The sequence below is a fragment of the uncultured Bacteroides sp. genome, assembly GCF_902491285.1.
In the GTDB taxonomy this organism is placed as follows: domain Bacteria; phylum Bacteroidota; class Bacteroidia; order Bacteroidales; family Bacteroidaceae; genus Bacteroides.
In genome coordinates this window covers 13,628-29,909 of sequence record NZ_CABUHK010000007.1, presented here as the reverse complement: position 1 = coordinate 29,909, position 16,282 = coordinate 13,628, and the positions used below count along the sequence as shown (strand labels likewise).

The 16,282-nt window shown below is 46.3% G+C and carries 9 protein-coding genes; all 9 read right to left on the bottom strand.

Annotation, left to right across the window (positions count from 1 at the left end; genetic code table 11):
* Window positions 1–20 precede the first annotated feature (20 nt).
* Window positions 21–410 (bottom strand): hypothetical protein, encoded by a 390-nt coding sequence (locus RDN93_RS02975; protein ID WP_308744172.1) that lies wholly within the window; start codon window positions 408–410, stop codon window positions 21–23.
* Window positions 411–446: 36 nt separating this feature from the next.
* On the bottom strand, window positions 447–2,069 hold the full coding sequence (locus RDN93_RS02970; RefSeq protein ID WP_308744171.1) for a SusD/RagB family nutrient-binding outer membrane lipoprotein: 1,623 nt from the start codon (window positions 2,067–2,069) through the stop codon (window positions 447–449).
* Between the two features lie 12 nt (window positions 2,070–2,081).
* A complete protein-coding gene (locus RDN93_RS02965; RefSeq protein WP_308744169.1) occupies window positions 2,082–5,261 on the bottom strand; it encodes a SusC/RagA family TonB-linked outer membrane protein in 3,180 nt (1,059 codons plus the stop codon).
* A 751-nt stretch (window positions 5,262–6,012) separates the two neighbouring features.
* Window positions 6,013–6,159: a hypothetical protein gene (locus tag RDN93_RS02960; protein ID WP_308744168.1), complete on the bottom strand. Its 147-nt coding sequence runs from the start codon at window positions 6,157–6,159 to the stop codon at window positions 6,013–6,015.
* A gap of 87 nt (window positions 6,160–6,246) precedes the next feature.
* Window positions 6,247–10,287 carry a two-component regulator propeller domain-containing protein gene (locus tag RDN93_RS02955; RefSeq protein ID WP_308744167.1) on the bottom strand — a complete coding sequence of 1,347 codons (4,041 nt, stop codon included), beginning with the start codon at window positions 10,285–10,287 and terminating at the stop codon, window positions 6,247–6,249.
* Entirely contained in the window at window positions 10,284–10,763 is a 480-nt protein-coding gene (locus RDN93_RS02950) for a pyridoxamine 5'-phosphate oxidase family protein (RefSeq protein WP_308744166.1), read from the bottom strand. Before RDN93_RS02950 ends, RDN93_RS02955 begins: the two co-directional genes overlap by 4 nt.
* A gap of 90 nt (window positions 10,764–10,853) precedes the next feature.
* Window positions 10,854–13,010: a ribonuclease R gene (rnr, locus tag RDN93_RS02945; RefSeq protein WP_308744165.1), complete on the bottom strand. Its 2,157-nt coding sequence runs from the start codon at window positions 13,008–13,010 to the stop codon at window positions 10,854–10,856.
* Window positions 13,011–13,249: 239 nt separating this feature from the next.
* Entirely contained in the window at window positions 13,250–15,199 is a 1,950-nt protein-coding gene (locus tag RDN93_RS02940; protein ID WP_308744164.1) for a hypothetical protein, read from the bottom strand.
* Between the two features lie 30 nt (window positions 15,200–15,229).
* Window positions 15,230–16,273 carry a BACON domain-containing protein gene (locus RDN93_RS02935; protein WP_308744163.1) on the bottom strand — a complete coding sequence of 348 codons (1,044 nt, stop codon included), beginning with the start codon at window positions 16,271–16,273 and terminating at the stop codon, window positions 15,230–15,232.
* Between the last annotated feature and the right edge of the window lie 9 nt (window positions 16,274–16,282).

The window sequence follows — 16,282 nt, the reverse complement described above, 5'->3', positions numbered from 1 at the left end:
CAATTTTTACTTTTAATGGTTTATTCTGCTTCTTCTGTCGGTTGGGTCACTTCGATGGTGGCTTCACGGCTAGTCTCCTTGGTCGGAGTCTTTACAATCAGTTCGAGGTGGAAAGTACCGATTGTTGAGGGGATATATGTCAGTCCCACGCCTTTGTGGATTTCTCTCCCGTCCAAGTACCATGTGCCTTCGCATAGTTCGGCAGGCGTGTATTGTACATTAATATTGAGTATCTGGTTTAGCGGGATACTGAATTTTCCCAGTGTGCCGTCTTCCTGTTTGTCCGGCCAGCGTCCTAATATGCGCGGATATTCGTCAGTGGTCAGTACCGGAGTGTCTATCTCATCGCTGCAACCGCTCATGGCAAATAGTGATACCAGTAATGTGCATATAAATAGTATTTTCTTCATAATCGTTTCTTCTTTTTAGTGTTGATTCTCTTTGGTTTATTTGTCCCACCATACCGGTGAGTTCCAGTCATCTTTGCCATCCATCGCCTGTATGGCGGATTGATAACCTTCGGGATTGTACGAACTCTCGAACAACGGATAGCAGAGACGCAACGGTGTAGTCTGCGAGTCAATCGTCACTGCTCCGTAGTGGGGCGAAGGAAGTAATACGGGAATGTCCGTCCTTCTCCAGTTGGCGTATCCTTCGGGGATATTGTTGAAGTGCAGAATCCATAACTGGGTATTGATGGCGGTGAGTTGCGCATCCAGTCCGTTGGCAGGGAGCGGATTAGCCAGCAAATAGGTGTCGATGGCTTGCTCGTCGAAAGTTTTGGCTCCGAATTTCTCCAAGAAGTGGATGGCTGCACGTACGCCGTTCTCGTAATGTGCGGAAGCGTCGGCACCAGTCGAAATCTCTCCTGCCCAACGGGCTTTGGCCTCTGCCAGCAATAATTCCACTTCCGCGTATGTCATGACTACTCCGGGCATGTCGCCTTTCAGGAAGATATTGTTGAGCTGCGGGCGGGTGGCCTTATCCTGCCATTTGTTGGTCAGCTTGCTCCAATACCCTTCCGGCCATGTCCCGTTGCTGTACCAGAAATATCCCGGGTTGCAAGGTTGGAACTTGGCAGCTTCCGTTTCAATCATTTCCTCTGTCAAATCCACACGTCCGAATGGGTTATTTGCAGAACTTTCATCGTAGCAACGCCCGAATACGAACTGGCGCGGGTCGGAAGTGGCGTCAAGTTGTTTCCAGAATGTGCTGCATATATAAGCTGTGGGATATGCTTCACGGCCTCTCCACATTTGGGCGAGCCCGTTTCTGCGGTATTCGTTGGATGCCCAGTCAAAAATGTCGGTATAGGCTATCAGGGCATCATCGGCGGCGGACTGCATCAGACCGGCTTCCTGACCGATGGCTTTGATAACTTCCTGTTTGGCAAGTTCCGGTTCTGCATTTACGATACGCATGGCATAGCGCAGGTGCAGGGAGTTGGCGAAACGTTTCCATTTGTCAATATTGCCTTGATAGATAATGTCGCCTGTCACTTTGTCGCCGTCAGCGGTAAGGGCTTCTGCTGCTTCGCCGAGTTCTTTCAGGAAATCTTTGTATATCAGTTCCTGTTTGTCATAGGCGGGTTTCACGTTGCCGGAGATAAAGCCTTTTCCGGCTTCGAAGTAGGGGCAGTCACCGTACATGTCCGTCAGTATGGAGAAAAGATAGACTTTGTAGATACGGGCGACGGAGTGGATGTTGATTTCTCTTTCGTTGCCTTTGGTCTTGTCCAAAATGTCGACAATGTTCTTGATGAGTGCCGGGTACATCAGATTCCATGTATTTCCCATTTCGGCGTCGTTCTTGCGGTACTGTCCGCCGTAGTTCGTGGTGTTCCAGTCGCCCTGCATATATTGCGCGAAGGCGGCGAGGTAGAACGGGTAGGGCTGGCACATCTGCCAATGTCCCCATGTCTGGAGTTGAATCATAGACAGTTGATGATTCGGGTCGGTAGATGAGGCCCTGGAAGGGTCTGTGTTCAGTTCCTCAAAGTCGGTGCAGGCTCCCAGTAGAAGGCTGCATATGCATAGTATGCCGAAGGTGATTTTATAGATTGTTTTCATGATTGCTTACTATTAGAATTTTACGTTAACATTGAAACCATAGCTTCTTCTGGATGGCAGCGAGCCGTATTCCAGTCCCATTCCCGAACCGTTGTTGTAGTTGGAATCCGGGTCGATATTCGGTACGTTCTTGTAGATGATGAACGGATTGCGCGCCACGAACGATACGGATACGGCATCAAATACTTTACTTATCCATCTTTTGGGTAAACGGTAAGCCAGCGTTATTTCGCGTACCTTTACGTAAGAGTTATCGTAGATAAACGGTACCGGAGTCTGGTCGGCTATATGTTTCCAATATACTTCGGGGTCTACGAATTTCTTGTTTTCCACGAAACTTCCGTCTGCCATTTCTATGACTCCGTCTACGAGATAACCGCCCGTCGCTTCCCATTTGGCTTCCGTCACTCCGGCTTGCAGACGTTTTTCTTCCGATTCGTACCAGCCGTCACGTCCCGCGAGGGTTGCCTTGTCCTTTCCTGTCATGTAGGAAGAGCGGGAAGACATGGAGTAAACGTCGGCTCCTACCTTGATGTCGAAGATGGCGGACAGGGAGATGTCGCGGTAAGTCAGGTTGGTGGTGATACCGCCCGTCCATTTCCAGGTGGCGTTGCCCAGTACCCGCAGGTCTTCCGTCACTTTCGGGAGTCCTGTGGTGGCATCTACGATAATCTGTCCCGCGTCGTTTCTCAGGAAGTCTTTTCCGAGGATGGAACCGTAGTTCTGACCTTCTACGGCAGCCACTTTTACGTTAATCCAGCGTGCCGATTCCAGTTCAAATTCTTTAATGCCTGAAGCCAGTCTTTTTACCTTATTGCTGTTCTTTGAGAAGTTGATGTTCAAGTCCCATGAGAAATCCTTGGTCTGTATGGGGCGTGTGTTCAGTGCGATTTCTATACCCTTGTTTTCTATTTCTCCGGCATTTATCAGCATGGAGTTGTAGCCGGAAGTTCCGGTGGTGTTCAAGCGCATGATTTGGTTGCTACTCTTTTGGGTATAGTAGGTAAAGTCCAGTCCGATGCGGTTTTTCAGGAATTTCAGTTCCAGTCCCACTTCGGCGGAGTTGGTCTTGGTTGGTTTGAGGTCTTTGTTCGGGATGGTGGTGTTGGCAATTTGTGACAGTGCATAACCTGAGTATTCCTTGGGAGACAGTTCGTAGGAAAGTCCCAGTTGGTAAGGGTCTGTGTCGCTGCCTACTTGCGCCCATGACACTCTCACTTTGCCGTAAGGCAGTATCGTGGGATTAATCTTGAAGAATTCCGAGAACAGGAAGCTCCCTGATACCGATGGATACAGATAGGTGTTGTTTCCCGAAGGCAGGGTAGACGAATGATCGCCGCGCAACGTTGCGTCCAGATAGACGAAGTTGCCATAGGCGAGGTTGATAGAACCGTAGAGCGAGTTAATCTGTTTGCGGTAGGTTCCTTCGGTGATTTCCTTGCTTGTGAAACTTTGCAAAGCTACTACATCACGCATTACCATTTCTTTGGCAGTCACAATCTGGGTCTTGTTGTCTACTTTATAGATATTTCCGCCGATGGTTACTCCGTAGTCGAACTTCTTGTAGCTGTTGTTGTAGATAGCCAGTGCCTCTACGTTGTACATTCGGTTTCGGAAGTCGCTGATTTGCAACTGTCCCTGCTCGAATCCCGGTGAGGACGGGGCGGCGTAGTCTTGGAAGTTCATGAAGTTAATATCCGCGCCACCGGTTACTTGAATCTTGAGATGCTCGTTGACATTGTAGCGTACTAGTGTCGAACCCATGAATTTGTCCTTTCCCGATTCGTTGGTCATTTCGTTGAGCACCCAGTAAGGGTTGAGGTTCCATACATCGCGTCCGTTCCAGTCGTAGTAGTTGCCGTCGGCATCCTTGTAGTTGTCGCGCAGCCATTTTTGGTCGTAGGTAGTTGCCAACGACATCAGGTTCTTCGCAGGATTGGCGCGGTGGTCGGACAGTGCGGGACGGTTCTTTACGTCTTCGCGGGTGTAGGTCACTTTGAAGTCGAGGTCTACTTTTTTGTTTATCGTGGTGTTGGCACGCAGGTTCAGTGTGTTGCGGCTCATCTTCGTATTGGGAAGAATGTCCTTGTTGCGCATATCCGTGTAAGTGGCGCGGATACCTGTATCGTCTTTCACTGTGCTGACAACGATGGTGTTTGTCGTAGTCATACCGGTTCTGAAGAAACCATCGATATTATTGGGAATGACTACATACGGACGGGTCACTCCATCGAAATAGGTCAGATTCAGTCCCGGGTCTATTTTAGGCCCCCAGTTCTTGTTGGACGAATATTGGTCGTCCGTACCATTGATACGTCCGCCGGTTCCTTGACCGTATACGTATTGTACATCGTCCCATTTCGTCAACTGCTTCTCGAAAGTGGTGGTGCTGTTCAACTCTACCGCGAATTTCTTTTTGGTACTTGCTTTCTTCGTAGTGATAAGAATCACACCGTGGGACGCACGGCTACCATATAGAGCCGAAGCTGCCGGCCCTTTCAATACGGACATTGATTCTATATCGTCCGGATTGATGCTTGAGATGCCGTCACCTAGGTCATAACCACCGTAAGTACCTGCACTTCCGTAATTGGAATTATCCAAAGGCACACCGTCCACTACATAAAGCGGCTGGTTGTTTCCCGTCATTTCCGTGCTACCGCGAACGATGACGCGCGACGAACCGGAAGGGCCGCCGGCAGTCTGACTGATAACCAGTCCCGGAATTTTACCAGCCAGTGAGTTGATGACATTCGTTTCCTTGGCTTTTTCCAGCTCTTCGCCTTTCACTTCTCCGATGGAATAACCGAGCGCTTTCCGTTCGCGCTTGATACCCAATGCGGTAACTACTACCTCGTCGATGATTTTACTGTCTTCCTTCAAGACGATTTTAAGAGTGGACTGTCCTTTTACCTGTACTTCTTCGGAACGGTAACCTACATAACTTACTATTAATGTAGCATTCTTCGAAGCATCAATACTGAACTGACCGTTGAAATCGGTGATAACTCCCTGTGTGGTACCTTTGACGGCAATGCTGGCTCCAATCAGAGGTTCGCCTTGCTCATCCGTAACTGTACCTTTCACTTTGGAAGTCTGCTGTACAACTTGGTGGATTACTTCGTCTTCCGCGTATCCATATCTAGGTATGAATAACAACAGACAGAGCATTAGGGTTAACTGCTTTTTCATTTTAATTATGATATTAGATTGTTGATTTACGTCGCAAATATAGGACGTAACTCCGCCTAGCCAGGTTTGAAAGCTATCGGAATAGGTTGAAAAACTATCGGATTTACGTTTTTCCACCTTTTTTGCGCTGCAAGTATAGTGAAAATGGTGGAATAAACAGCGAAAACCGGAAGAATGTGATATAGAGGTACTTGTTTGGGGTATCTTTTATGTTTGTTGTATTCTAATGTGGGTTCTTTGGCTATGGTGTATAGGGTAACTTAAGCTATGAAGTAGGAATGAATCTGTCATCTTCCCTTTATACTTGTGTTAAGCCACCGGCATTATTATTTTACCACGGCCGTGGTGACTATTCGTCACAGCCATGGTAGGAAGCCGTCACGGCTGTGACGAGCTAGTAATACCGATGATTTAACGGAAGAATACCGGCAACATAACCTAGCAATAAAGGAGAGATAAGGTAAGTATATTCCTGTGGATGGGAGCTTCCATTTCTTTAAATAAAGACAGTATTTTCGCCAAGCCTTTCTTTTGCCCGGATCTTTTCCATTGAAGAAGATGTTTCTCGGCTTCTTCCGTCAATACTATCTTATAAATCATACTTCTAACAGGTTTTTGATTTCATCCATTGAATAGGCTTTGGTTCTTCCCTGTTTCGCATCTTCGATCCCATGCATGACGGATTCCATGTTCTCAGAGTCATTAAACCATGGGGCGCCACTCGGACTTGGATTAGTTGAAACTTCCACGCTTATACTATTGCTTTGGCTACTAGAATGTTTTTGATAAAAGCTTTCAGACTTTTGCCCTGTGATGTTGCTATGATAGATAATTTCTGTAAAGTATCTACTGGTAAATCAATGTTCTTTTTCTTCTTTTCTAATGCTATTGTTGCCATAATCTTAAGTATTTGATACAAAGATATATTATGTATACAATGTATATAGGGCTATTTAACACAACTCATTGGATTATTCATAGATTTTTAGAGGAATTTGCTTGGAGAAACTCCGTAATGCTTCTTGAATGCCGTACTGAAATACTTGGAGTCAGTGAAGCCTACCAAGAGGGCGACTTCCTGCACCGGAATCTGTTGTTTCAATAGATTGGCGGCTTCCGTCATACGCAGCAACTTGATAAACTCGGTGGGCGCTTGTCCTGTCAGGGCTTTCAGCTTTTCATAGAACAGGGTGCGGCTGAGTGCCACTTCGCGGCAGAGTTGGTTGATGGTGAAGTCCGGGTTTGCCAGGTTTTCCGTGACGAGTCTGGTACAGCGTTCAAGGAATTCCTTGTCCATGGGGGACAGGAGACTGGCAGTACATTCTGCGTTTTCTTTTTCTTCGTTTGGAGTAGCGGCAGCAGGAGTAGGACTGAGCGAATGGGAAAGGAAGTACTCCCGCATAATCTTGCGGTTCTGCAATACTCCTTTGATTTTGGTCTTTAGGATTTCCGTGTCAAAGGGCTTGGTCAGGTAGTCGTCCGCGCCGCTTTCCAGTCCTTCGAGGATGGCGTCTTTCTCTGTCTTGGCAGTCAGCAGGATGACGGGGATATGCGAGGTGGCGAAGTCCGATTTTATACGGCGGCAGAGTTCGTCTCCCTGGATGCCCGGCATCATGACATCGGAGATTATCAGTTCTACGGATTTGTCTTTCAAGTATTCGAGAGCCGATTCGGCATCGGGCTTGTCGATAACGGAATAGATAGGCGCGAATGTTTTTTTGAGGTAGAAGCGGAGTTCGTCGTTGTCTTCTACTATCATTATCCGCTCTTTGGATTTGTCCGTTTGCGGGGCGTTGTCGGTATTGTTGTCTGTGTTGTTGGTTTCGGACAAGTCGGACGGTTCAATGACTTCTGTAACCGGTTCGGTGGCGGAAATGATGGAAGCGTCTATCCGGGCAGGGACGATGTATCTTGCCAGGTGGCGGTTTCCCTTGCGGAAAGTGAGCAGGAAGGTAGAGCCTTCGCCCTCGTTGCTGCTGAAAGAGATATGCCCTTTGTGCAGTTTCATAAGGCGGCGGGTGAGAAGCAGACCGATGCCGCTGCCTGTCTCTTTGGAGTTGACGGCATTTTCGGCACGGTAGAAGTTGGAGAAGATATAACGCTGCGCTTTGCGCGGGATACCTATACCGTTGTCCTTCACTATTATGGTTATTTTCTTGTCGTTCTGTTCAGCTTTGATGGTGATTTCTCCGCCTGTGGAAGTATATTTCACTGCGTTCGAGAAAAGGTTGTCGAAGATTTTATCCGCTTTGTCCTTGTCCATCCATAGGGAGACGGGATAATCCGGCAGGAATAGCTGCATGCGGATTTGCTTGCTTTCGCAGAGTGTCTGGAAGTTGAGAACCTTCTCCTGTAAGTACGATTTCAGGTCGTATTCGGCTACTTGCAGGGTGAGGTGGGTGGTGTCTATCTTTTGGAAGTCGAGTAGCTGGGTGATTAGGTTGTACAGTTTCTCTGTGTTCTTGCGGGCGATTTGTAGGTATTTTCTTCCCTCTTTGGAGAGCCCTTCTTCTTTGCTCAGGTCGCCGAGGGGAGCCATGATAAGCGTCACCGGAGTGCGGATATCGTGGGCGGTGTTGATAAAGAACTGTATCTTTTCGGAGAAGTGCTTCTTCTCCATTTTGTTGGCGAAGAAACGCCATACGAAATAGGTGATTCCTGCCAGCAGGATGATGTATATCAGCCAGGCGAGGGCAGTGTTCCAGTAGGGCTGCGCTATGTGTATGCGGATGGTTTGCTCGTCCAGTTGCTGTCCGCCGTTCTTGCTCATGCTTTTTACGCGGAAAGTGTAGTCGCCCGGTGGGATATTGGTGTACCGGATACTGAGTTCGCCGGTCGGGGCACTCCAAGTCTGTTCAAATCCCTCCAGTTGGTAGCTGTATTGAATGTCCTGCTGATACTGGTAGGAGACGGAGATGAAAGAGATAAGGAACGAGTTCTCGTTGTATTTCAGTTGAATCGTTTTCCCTTCGTTCAGCATACGGTTGAATTGTATCTTCTTCTCTTCGGTCTTTTCGCGTGATTTTTGCGGGACTTCGAAAGAGGTGAAGTGTAGGGGGGCTTCGTAGAGAGGACGGGTGAAGTTCTCCGGGTTGAAGCGTACGGCGCCGTTGGTGCTTCCGTAGATGAAATCTCCGTTTCTCAGGCGGGTGTAGGACATGAAGTTGAATTCGTTTGCCAGTCCGTCGAGGAAGCCGATATTGGTTATTTCCGGTGTGGGGGACGGGGTGATGTATGCCAGTCCCTTGTCCGTGCTGAGCCATAGATGACCTTCGTTGTCGGGCAGGATGCTGTAGACGTAGTTAGAAGGCAGGCCGTCTGCTGTGGAGTAGGTGACGGCTTTGCCCGTTTGCAAGTCCAGCAGGTTGATGCCGCCGCCGTCTGTTCCGAACCATACCTTATCGTGGGTCGGGAAATACATGGAATAGATGAAGCTGTTGCTCCGGGTGTCGGCATTGGAAGGCGAGGTGAAGTATTGTTTGAAGTTCCCCGTCTGTTTATTCAATAGGTAAAGCCCGTTGGCTGTGGCTAGTGCCAAGGTGTCCTTGCTGACTGTGGTTATTGAGTTTATGAGCGTGATGCCGTATGAGGTGAATCCTTCTGCTTTACCCGCTTGGGATGGGGTATATCTGACGAGGTTGCCGTACATGCCGCCAAACCACAGGTCTTTGTTTTCGTCCTTCAGGATGGAGTAGATGTAGTTGGTAGTCAGTGTGCCGGGACGGTCGGTGGTGAGATGGCGGCGGATGCCTGTGTGCTTGTTGAGGCAATACACGCCTGTGCCGTAACCGCCTGTCCATACATTGCCGTCCCCATCGTTGCAGAGAGTCAGGAATACGTTTTCTTTCAGGAAGTGTTTCCAGTTGCCAGACTTAGTCAAGTGCACGCTGATGCCTTGATTGGTGGCGTACCATAGGTCGCCTTCGTTGTCTTCGAGGATTGCGTTGACGTGGTTGTTCGTCAGCGATTGCGGGTTTTTGTATTCGTGTCGGGTGAGTTCGAAGAAATATTTTTTTGGGTTGGCACAGGCGACACCACCTGTATAGCTTCCAATCCATAGGTTGGAAGAGCTGTCTTTACAGAGGGCATAGATGCCGTTGCCTTTCAGTTCGCCTTCTTCTTCCTGGTTGGCGTTGAGGAAAGACCATGAGGATTTTGCGTCGCGGGTGGTTGCATATACGCCTGTTCCGTCTACTCCCAATAATAGTGTCCGTTCGTCATAAGGGATGATGGAACGATAGGGGAGATGGGGCAATTGCTCCAGTGATTCATTGGACAGGTAGTTACCCGTGCGGGTATCCCGCACTTTTACTCCGGAATTGAACGTGCCTATCCACAGAAGAGATGTTGCGGAGTCGTAGAATATGGACTGGATATAGAAGCCTGGCAATGTGGAAGTGATTTCTTCGTTCTGCGGGTTGAGTTCGTAAAGCCCTTCGGTGGTGGCGATGTATAGGGTTTCGTTTGCTGGGGCGAAGTGTATGGAATTGATGCATTTCCCTTTTAGCAGGTTCTTTATGTTGCTACTGGAGTTGTCGTAGCGGAACAGGCCGCTTTTCAGTCCGAACCAAAAGTGGTCGGACGAATCGATGAAGAGGTCGTTCTGTAAAATTCCGCTTTCTGTTAGTTCCGCTACATCAATTTCGAGTGTGAAGGAGTCGGATATGGAGTCGTATTTGAATATCTTACCGGCACTTGTGTATGCCCAAAGGGTTTCGTGCGAGTCTTTGGTCAGGTAAATCATGCGTCCGGCTCCGTCTACGATGATGTCTTCTCCGAAGAGGTTGTAGTTCTTCACATTTCTGCCGTTGAAGCAGTCCACACCCGAACGGGTGGAAATCCAAATGAAACCTTTCTTGTCTTCGATAATGGAGAAAACGCGTTGGTTGCTCAGCCCTTCCTTAGTGGTGAGATACTGATAGGTAAAAGAATGGCTGTTTACCTGCTTTGGGGGGTGTGAGGAAACGGAAAAAGCAGGCAACAGAAGGATAATTGTGAATAAACAGAATGTCAGAAGCCGTTTCATGGCTTTTCATCAGCTCGCAGACCGAAGACTTTTCCCGTCATCTGGTCTACCGGTACTTTCCATACTTTGACGTTGCGGACAGCCGGGTCGGAATAGTTGAATTCATTGTTTGTATAGTGACGCATAATAACGTCCAATGCGTTACGTTTCTCATCCATACCCTCGATGAACTCTACTTTGCCACGGCACATGGCACTTTCGGAACGCATACTGTAACTGCAAGCTACTTTCTCGTGCTGGTAGACGAGTTTATGTCCGAGGCTGAAAGTAATGCAGACATTATTATTATGTTCCAGCATTTCCACTTTACTGCCTTCGGGGCCGGAGTGGAGATAGATGACGCCGTTTTCATAACCGAAGTTCATGGGAACCACGTATGGATTGCCTTCCATATCGACTATGCCTACAAAGCAAGCGTCACAATGAAGAATGATAGATTCGATTCTTTGTCTGTCTTCAATGATAAAGGTTTTCATAATGGCTGTTTTGTTCACCACAAGGCACAGAGCACACTGAGAAATCATGAAGTAAAAAACTCCGTGTACTCTGCGTCCTTTGCGGTGAATTTATTTCTCTATTAATTCAAAATCAAGTTGTTTCTTTTCCAGGTTGGCACGTGCCACACGAACGGTGATAGCGTCTCCCAAACTGTATGTCTTATTCTTGCGGCGTCCGCGCAGGCAGTAGTTCTTTTCGTCGAATTCGTAATAGTCGTCGTCCAAGTCGCGGACAGGTACAAGACCTTCGCACTTGTTTTCGTTCAGTTCGACGTATAACCCCCATTCAGTGACACCGGAGATAACGCCGTCATAAATCTGCCCCAACCGTTCGCTCATAAATTCCACCTGTTTGTATTTGATGGAAGCGCGTTCGGCGTTGGCCGCGATTTGCTCCATGTTCGAACTGTGGTCACAAAGGTCTTCATACTTGGCTTCGGATACGCTGCGCCCGCCGTCCAAATACTTCGTGACCAGGCGATGTACCATCATGTCCGGGAACCGGCGGATGGGCGAGGTGAAATGCGTATAGTATTCGAATGCCAGTCCGTAGTGACCGATATTGTGCGTTGAATAACGTGCCTTCTGCATGGCGCGGATGGATACGGTTTCTATCAGGTTCTCTTCTTTCTTTCCGTGGATGTCGTCCAGCAGGTGGTTGATGGATTTTGATATGTCCGTCTTGGTTCCGCTTGTACGTACCTTATAGCCAAAGCGGGCGATGAATTGCGACAGGTTTTCCAGTTTTTCCGGATCGGGCAGGTCGTGGATACGGTAAGGAAGTACTTTGGGTTTCTTGTTCTTGGGCACACGTCCTATCTTTTCAGCCACGGTCTTGTTGGCAAGCAGCATGAATTCTTCTACGAGTTTATTGGCATCTTTCGATTCTTTGAAGTAAACGCTGACAGGTTTCCCTTTCTCGTCAATTTCAAATTTCACTTCATAACGGTCGAAGTTGATGGCTCCTGCTACGAATCGTTTTTCGCGAAGTGCTTTCGCAATGGTATCCAGCATGAGTACTTCTTCTTTGAAGTCCCCCTCTTTGGTTTCAATAATCTGCTGCGCTTCTTCGTAGGTGAAACGGCGGTCGGAATTGATAACTGTATGCACGATGCGTGAGTCTTTGACTTCTCCCTTTTCGGTGATGTCGAAGATGACGGAGAAAGCGAGTTTCTCCTCGTTCGGGCGAAGTGAGCAGATGAAGTTGCACAAACGTTCGGGAAGCATCGGGATGGTGCGGTCTACGAGGTAGACGGAAGTGGCACGCTTTTCGGCTTCCTTGTCGATGATTCCGCCTTCTTTTACGTAATGTGTCACGTCGGCGATGTGTACGCCTACTTCCCACAGTCCGTTTTTGATGGGGCGGATGGAGAGTGCGTCGTCGAAGTCTTTGGCATCTTTCGGGTCGATGGTGAAAGTGGTAATCTTGCGGAAGTCTTCGCGTCTGGCAATCTCTTCGGCAGAGATTTCAGCAGGAATCTTATCGGCCGCCGTTTCTACTGATTTCGGATATACATACGGCAAACCGAATTCTGCGAGAATAGCGTGCATCTCCGTGGTGTTATCGCCAGCCTGTCCCAATATATCTATTACTTGTCCGATGGGGTTCTTTGCTTTGTCCGGCCATTCGGTCACCTTTACGATTGCCTTGTCTCCCGTCTTTCCGCCTTTCAACTTGTCTTTCGGGATGAAGATATCATTGGCAAGCGTACGGTTCTCCGTCACCAGAAATGCATAGGACTTAGCCACTTCCAGCGTTCCGACGAATGTATCGTTGGCACGTTCCAGTATTTCGATGACTTCTCCTTCGGCTTCCCTGTTCTTCCGTTTGGCATAGAAGGTTATCTTTACCTTATCGTTATTCATCGCATGGGCGGAATTACGTTCGGCTACGAATACCGGATCGCCTCCCTCTTCGGGAATAAACGAGTTCTTACCATTGCTCTTCCGTTGGAAAGTGCCTATCATCTCCGTTCCGTGACTGTTCAGACGAAACTTTCCTTTTTCTATTTCACTGATATAATCGTCATCTAAAAGGTCATGTAGTATATCGACGCATAGCATTTTCTGCGGATGAGTGGTGAGACGCAATTCCGAGAAAATGTATTTCATGCTTAGAATCTCATTGGGTTTGGCATGGAAAAAGTCTATTAACAACGCTGCCAGCTCTTTCTTACTCATTCTCTTGCCGGCTTTTTTCTCTTTCTTTTCTTTCTTTTTCGCCATAATGTAGTCTTTTAAAAATATGTAGTTACAAAGATAGACGATTATTTTCCTTATGGAAACTTTGGGGAAAGAAAAATAGCGGTGCGGGCTTGTATTTAATAATTTGTGGTAGATTGTTTGTCGTGTACGAGGTTATGAAAACTAATAGGCAGGTTGATAGACGGATATAAGGAGAGCTGCTTCCTCGCGGAGACAGCTCTTCAATTCATTAATGTTAAATTAATATTTAAGAGAGAGATTTATTCACGGATGCAACGAACAATACTGCCTTGTGCTCGTTGTGTTCCCTGTTTGTTACTGAAATATGCACTAGGACTTGATACTGGTGGATCATATCTCATGGATATAGCATTTATATCACTTGTATTAGTTGTCCAATATGTTAATGAATATTTGTTACCGTAACCTTTTCCTCCAATGACACCACTACTATAGGTTAAGTATCCGGCTCCCATAAAGAAAAGATCTTCTGCACCTTTGAATGTACAGCCGAAATTTTTATAATTGGGGTTTGAGAAATTATTATATGCAGCTTGTGGAGGTACACGATAACCTACCGGACATGGGTCATAAATAGATTTATTTCCTAATCCGTTTTCAGGATTTCCCCATAAATTATTATTTCTGTTTTCTATACCTGTTCCTGTTCCGTACCAATCATTATCCGTTCCATAACCGCCTTTGAAGAAAGCTGTAGGAAATACAGTTGAATAATACAATGACAAATCTTCACCTCCTACTTCTGGAGAATATGCATTGGATTGCCATCCATACATTTGGTCGGATACTACGCCTGTTACCACTCCTCCAGAAGGGATTCCATCATAGAAAAATGGGTCTTTGCGTCCCCATTGGTATTTTAATCCATATCCATTTGCGTCTGGAGCAACGCTTAGTGCACCTAAGTTAATTCTCATAAAGTGGAATTTAACTCCGTCAGCATTAGTAATAGCTGCATCTTGTGAAATATCATAATCGGTACTCCAGATATGCCAACTCCACAAAATAGTTCCTTTAGGGAATTCATCAGTTGGTATGCCGTCAGTAACAGCGATCAGGGCATTTCCGCCGATAGTACCGGAAGTAGTGAAAGTAACAAATCCATCTGTTGATAATTTAACGTCTTTGATGACTCCGTTCTGTGCTGAAGTGGATTCCCACACAATAAAGGCGTCTTTCGGATCAATAGATTGTGGTGTTATACCTGTAGTGGCTTTTCCATTTCCCTGTACTTTTGCATCAAATTTGTATGTTGTATTGGGTTGGTTTACCATGTAACTGTTTGAATATCCTTTTTCATTCAGATTTAATGGAGGATCTGTCAGATTCAAATCAACAGAGTATATTTTATTTGCCAGATAGTTACGTCCATCTTCTGTGAATTCCCATGAGTCATTTCCTAGCTTGACTTTGATTTTCAATTGTTTGCCTTCCAATTGTGCCGGATTCATTGCAATACGTGCTTTTATAGGAGCTGCGGCTAATGTTCCTGCTGTCCCTTCCATTTGTAAAGTGATAGAGTTGGCAGAAATATAAGAGGCATCGGCTGTACCGTCTGCGACAACTTTATCTGTTGTCAGATTCACTCCAAAGTCACCGGCTAGCTTAGCATCTTCGGCTGATACTGTGATTTCGGATAATTGTTTACCTATTCCGAATGCAGTTGTGCCTATATTGAACTCTAATACACAGAATAGATTTTTCATTGCAATATTTGCAGTCATCGGACTGGCATCGACCGGAGTTGCTGTTTGTGTTCCATAAAAGAACGAATATTCATTGGTGCTTTGAGTAGGATCGGGCATATTCTGCTTTTGAAGTAAAGGAATACTGACTTTTACTTTTGCAGGATTTTCTCCCAAGGCTTCATTGTAAGGATAATATGCATAAAGTTTGTTTGCTCCTTCACCCGGTTTTATGGCATTGGCCAGTCCGGCGTTGTTTGTACCAGCTCCGCTTGTAATAGCTATAGCTTTGTTGATTACCCCAACTGTACCATTGTCATAAGCTTGCGCACAGTAAAGCCCTATCTTCGAGTCATTATTCCATGCAAAGTCCGAAGGTAAAGAGATTGTAAGGGCGGCATCTGGTGCAGAAATACCCCATGTTGTGTTCTCATCATCGCTGCTGCAACTTGACAATCCGATCAGAGAGGTGACAGCAATTCCTAATAGTAAGTCTTTTCTCATAAATGCGTTTTAATTAAATGGTTTTTAGTTCTATTTGTATAGTAAACAGTTTGCGAATATATATGCTGCTCCATAAGCTTCGTCAAGGAACTCATCAATATATGCTATGAAATAAAAGGCGATTGAAGGATATTCCCCTATTGTGTCGTCAAACATTAAGCCGATTGTTCCGTCTGCTAATATAACGGGGCCAAGTCCTATTTTGTAGCCGGCTTCATGCATTTCTCCCCGGGTATCTTGTATAGCGAGACCTAGGTAAAACATATCATACATTTTTCCGAGATACTGGCCGGCTTCAAAGGTTAGTGTGTTATTTTCGGCTTCTCCTCTTAATGTATAAGGTTGACTGTTGGCCAGGTTTGCTACAGAGTAAGTTCCGTCTTCTTCTTTGGTGATTTTTACATCTTTCAAAGCGTAATATGTTTGAAAATCATTAGTATATTGTCCATTCCACGTTCCCAACATATCATCTACTTCATACTGGAGTATCTGATATTCAAAATCTCGGTTACCATTAGTTACCGTGATTTTGGCGGCACGGATATTATTAGATGTGTTTTGGGTTATTATAAATGTCCCCCCTTTACCGTTGTCATCCTCTTTATACGATAACCAGTTACGGGCTTCTTCCGGTATGTTTACGATACAAGGGAAAGAACCGTACTGTTTAACGTGTAAGGTAGTTGCGGCATTTGTTACGCGCTGTATCCATTTGCTGTCTTCAAAAACAAAAACCGCCCCGGATTGCATCACGGTAAGTTTTTCTTCTTTGACTCCATCAGTAATGACCAGTTGGCTTGAGCGACCGGAATAACCATAGTTAGGTTGGGTGTTGATAGTTATTTTATTATCAGTTATTTCTTCGATGCTACACCAGCCAGTATCTGTCAGCCGGGCACTGACTGTTTTTGATGAACTGATTTCTACATATCCTTTTCCACCTGTGGCATCCATATGTATTTCGGATGCCAGAATTTGCAAGTCAGATACCGAAATATTCTCTTCGTTGTCGCATCCTGTTATCATTGTCATACAAAGGATAATGGATACTATGTTTAAATATATTTTTTTCATACTTTATAT

Excerpts from the sequence above, each read along its gene's own strand:
- RDN93_RS02935 (WP_308744163.1), bottom strand. The coding sequence starts at position 16,273 with ATGAAAAAAATATATTTAAACATAGTATCCATTATCCTTTGTATGACA.
- RDN93_RS02975 (WP_308744172.1), bottom strand. The coding sequence starts at position 410 with ATGAAGAAAATACTATTTATATGCACATTACTGGTATCACTATTTGCC.
- rnr (WP_308744165.1), bottom strand. The coding sequence starts at position 13,010 with ATGGCGAAAAAGAAAGAAAAGAAAGAGAAAAAAGCCGGCAAGAGAATG.
- RDN93_RS02960 (WP_308744168.1), bottom strand. The coding sequence starts at position 6,159 with ATGGCAACAATAGCATTAGAAAAGAAGAAAAAGAACATTGATTTACCA.
- RDN93_RS02965 (WP_308744169.1), bottom strand. The coding sequence starts at position 5,261 with ATGAAAAAGCAGTTAACCCTAATGCTCTGTCTGTTGTTATTCATACCT.
- RDN93_RS02940 (WP_308744164.1), bottom strand. The coding sequence starts at position 15,199 with ATGAGAAAAGACTTACTATTAGGAATTGCTGTCACCTCTCTGATCGGA.
- RDN93_RS02970 (WP_308744171.1), bottom strand. The coding sequence starts at position 2,069 with ATGAAAACAATCTATAAAATCACCTTCGGCATACTATGCATATGCAGC.
- RDN93_RS02955 (WP_308744167.1), bottom strand. The coding sequence starts at position 10,287 with ATGAAACGGCTTCTGACATTCTGTTTATTCACAATTATCCTTCTGTTG.
- RDN93_RS02950 (WP_308744166.1), bottom strand. The coding sequence starts at position 10,763 with ATGAAAACCTTTATCATTGAAGACAGACAAAGAATCGAATCTATCATT.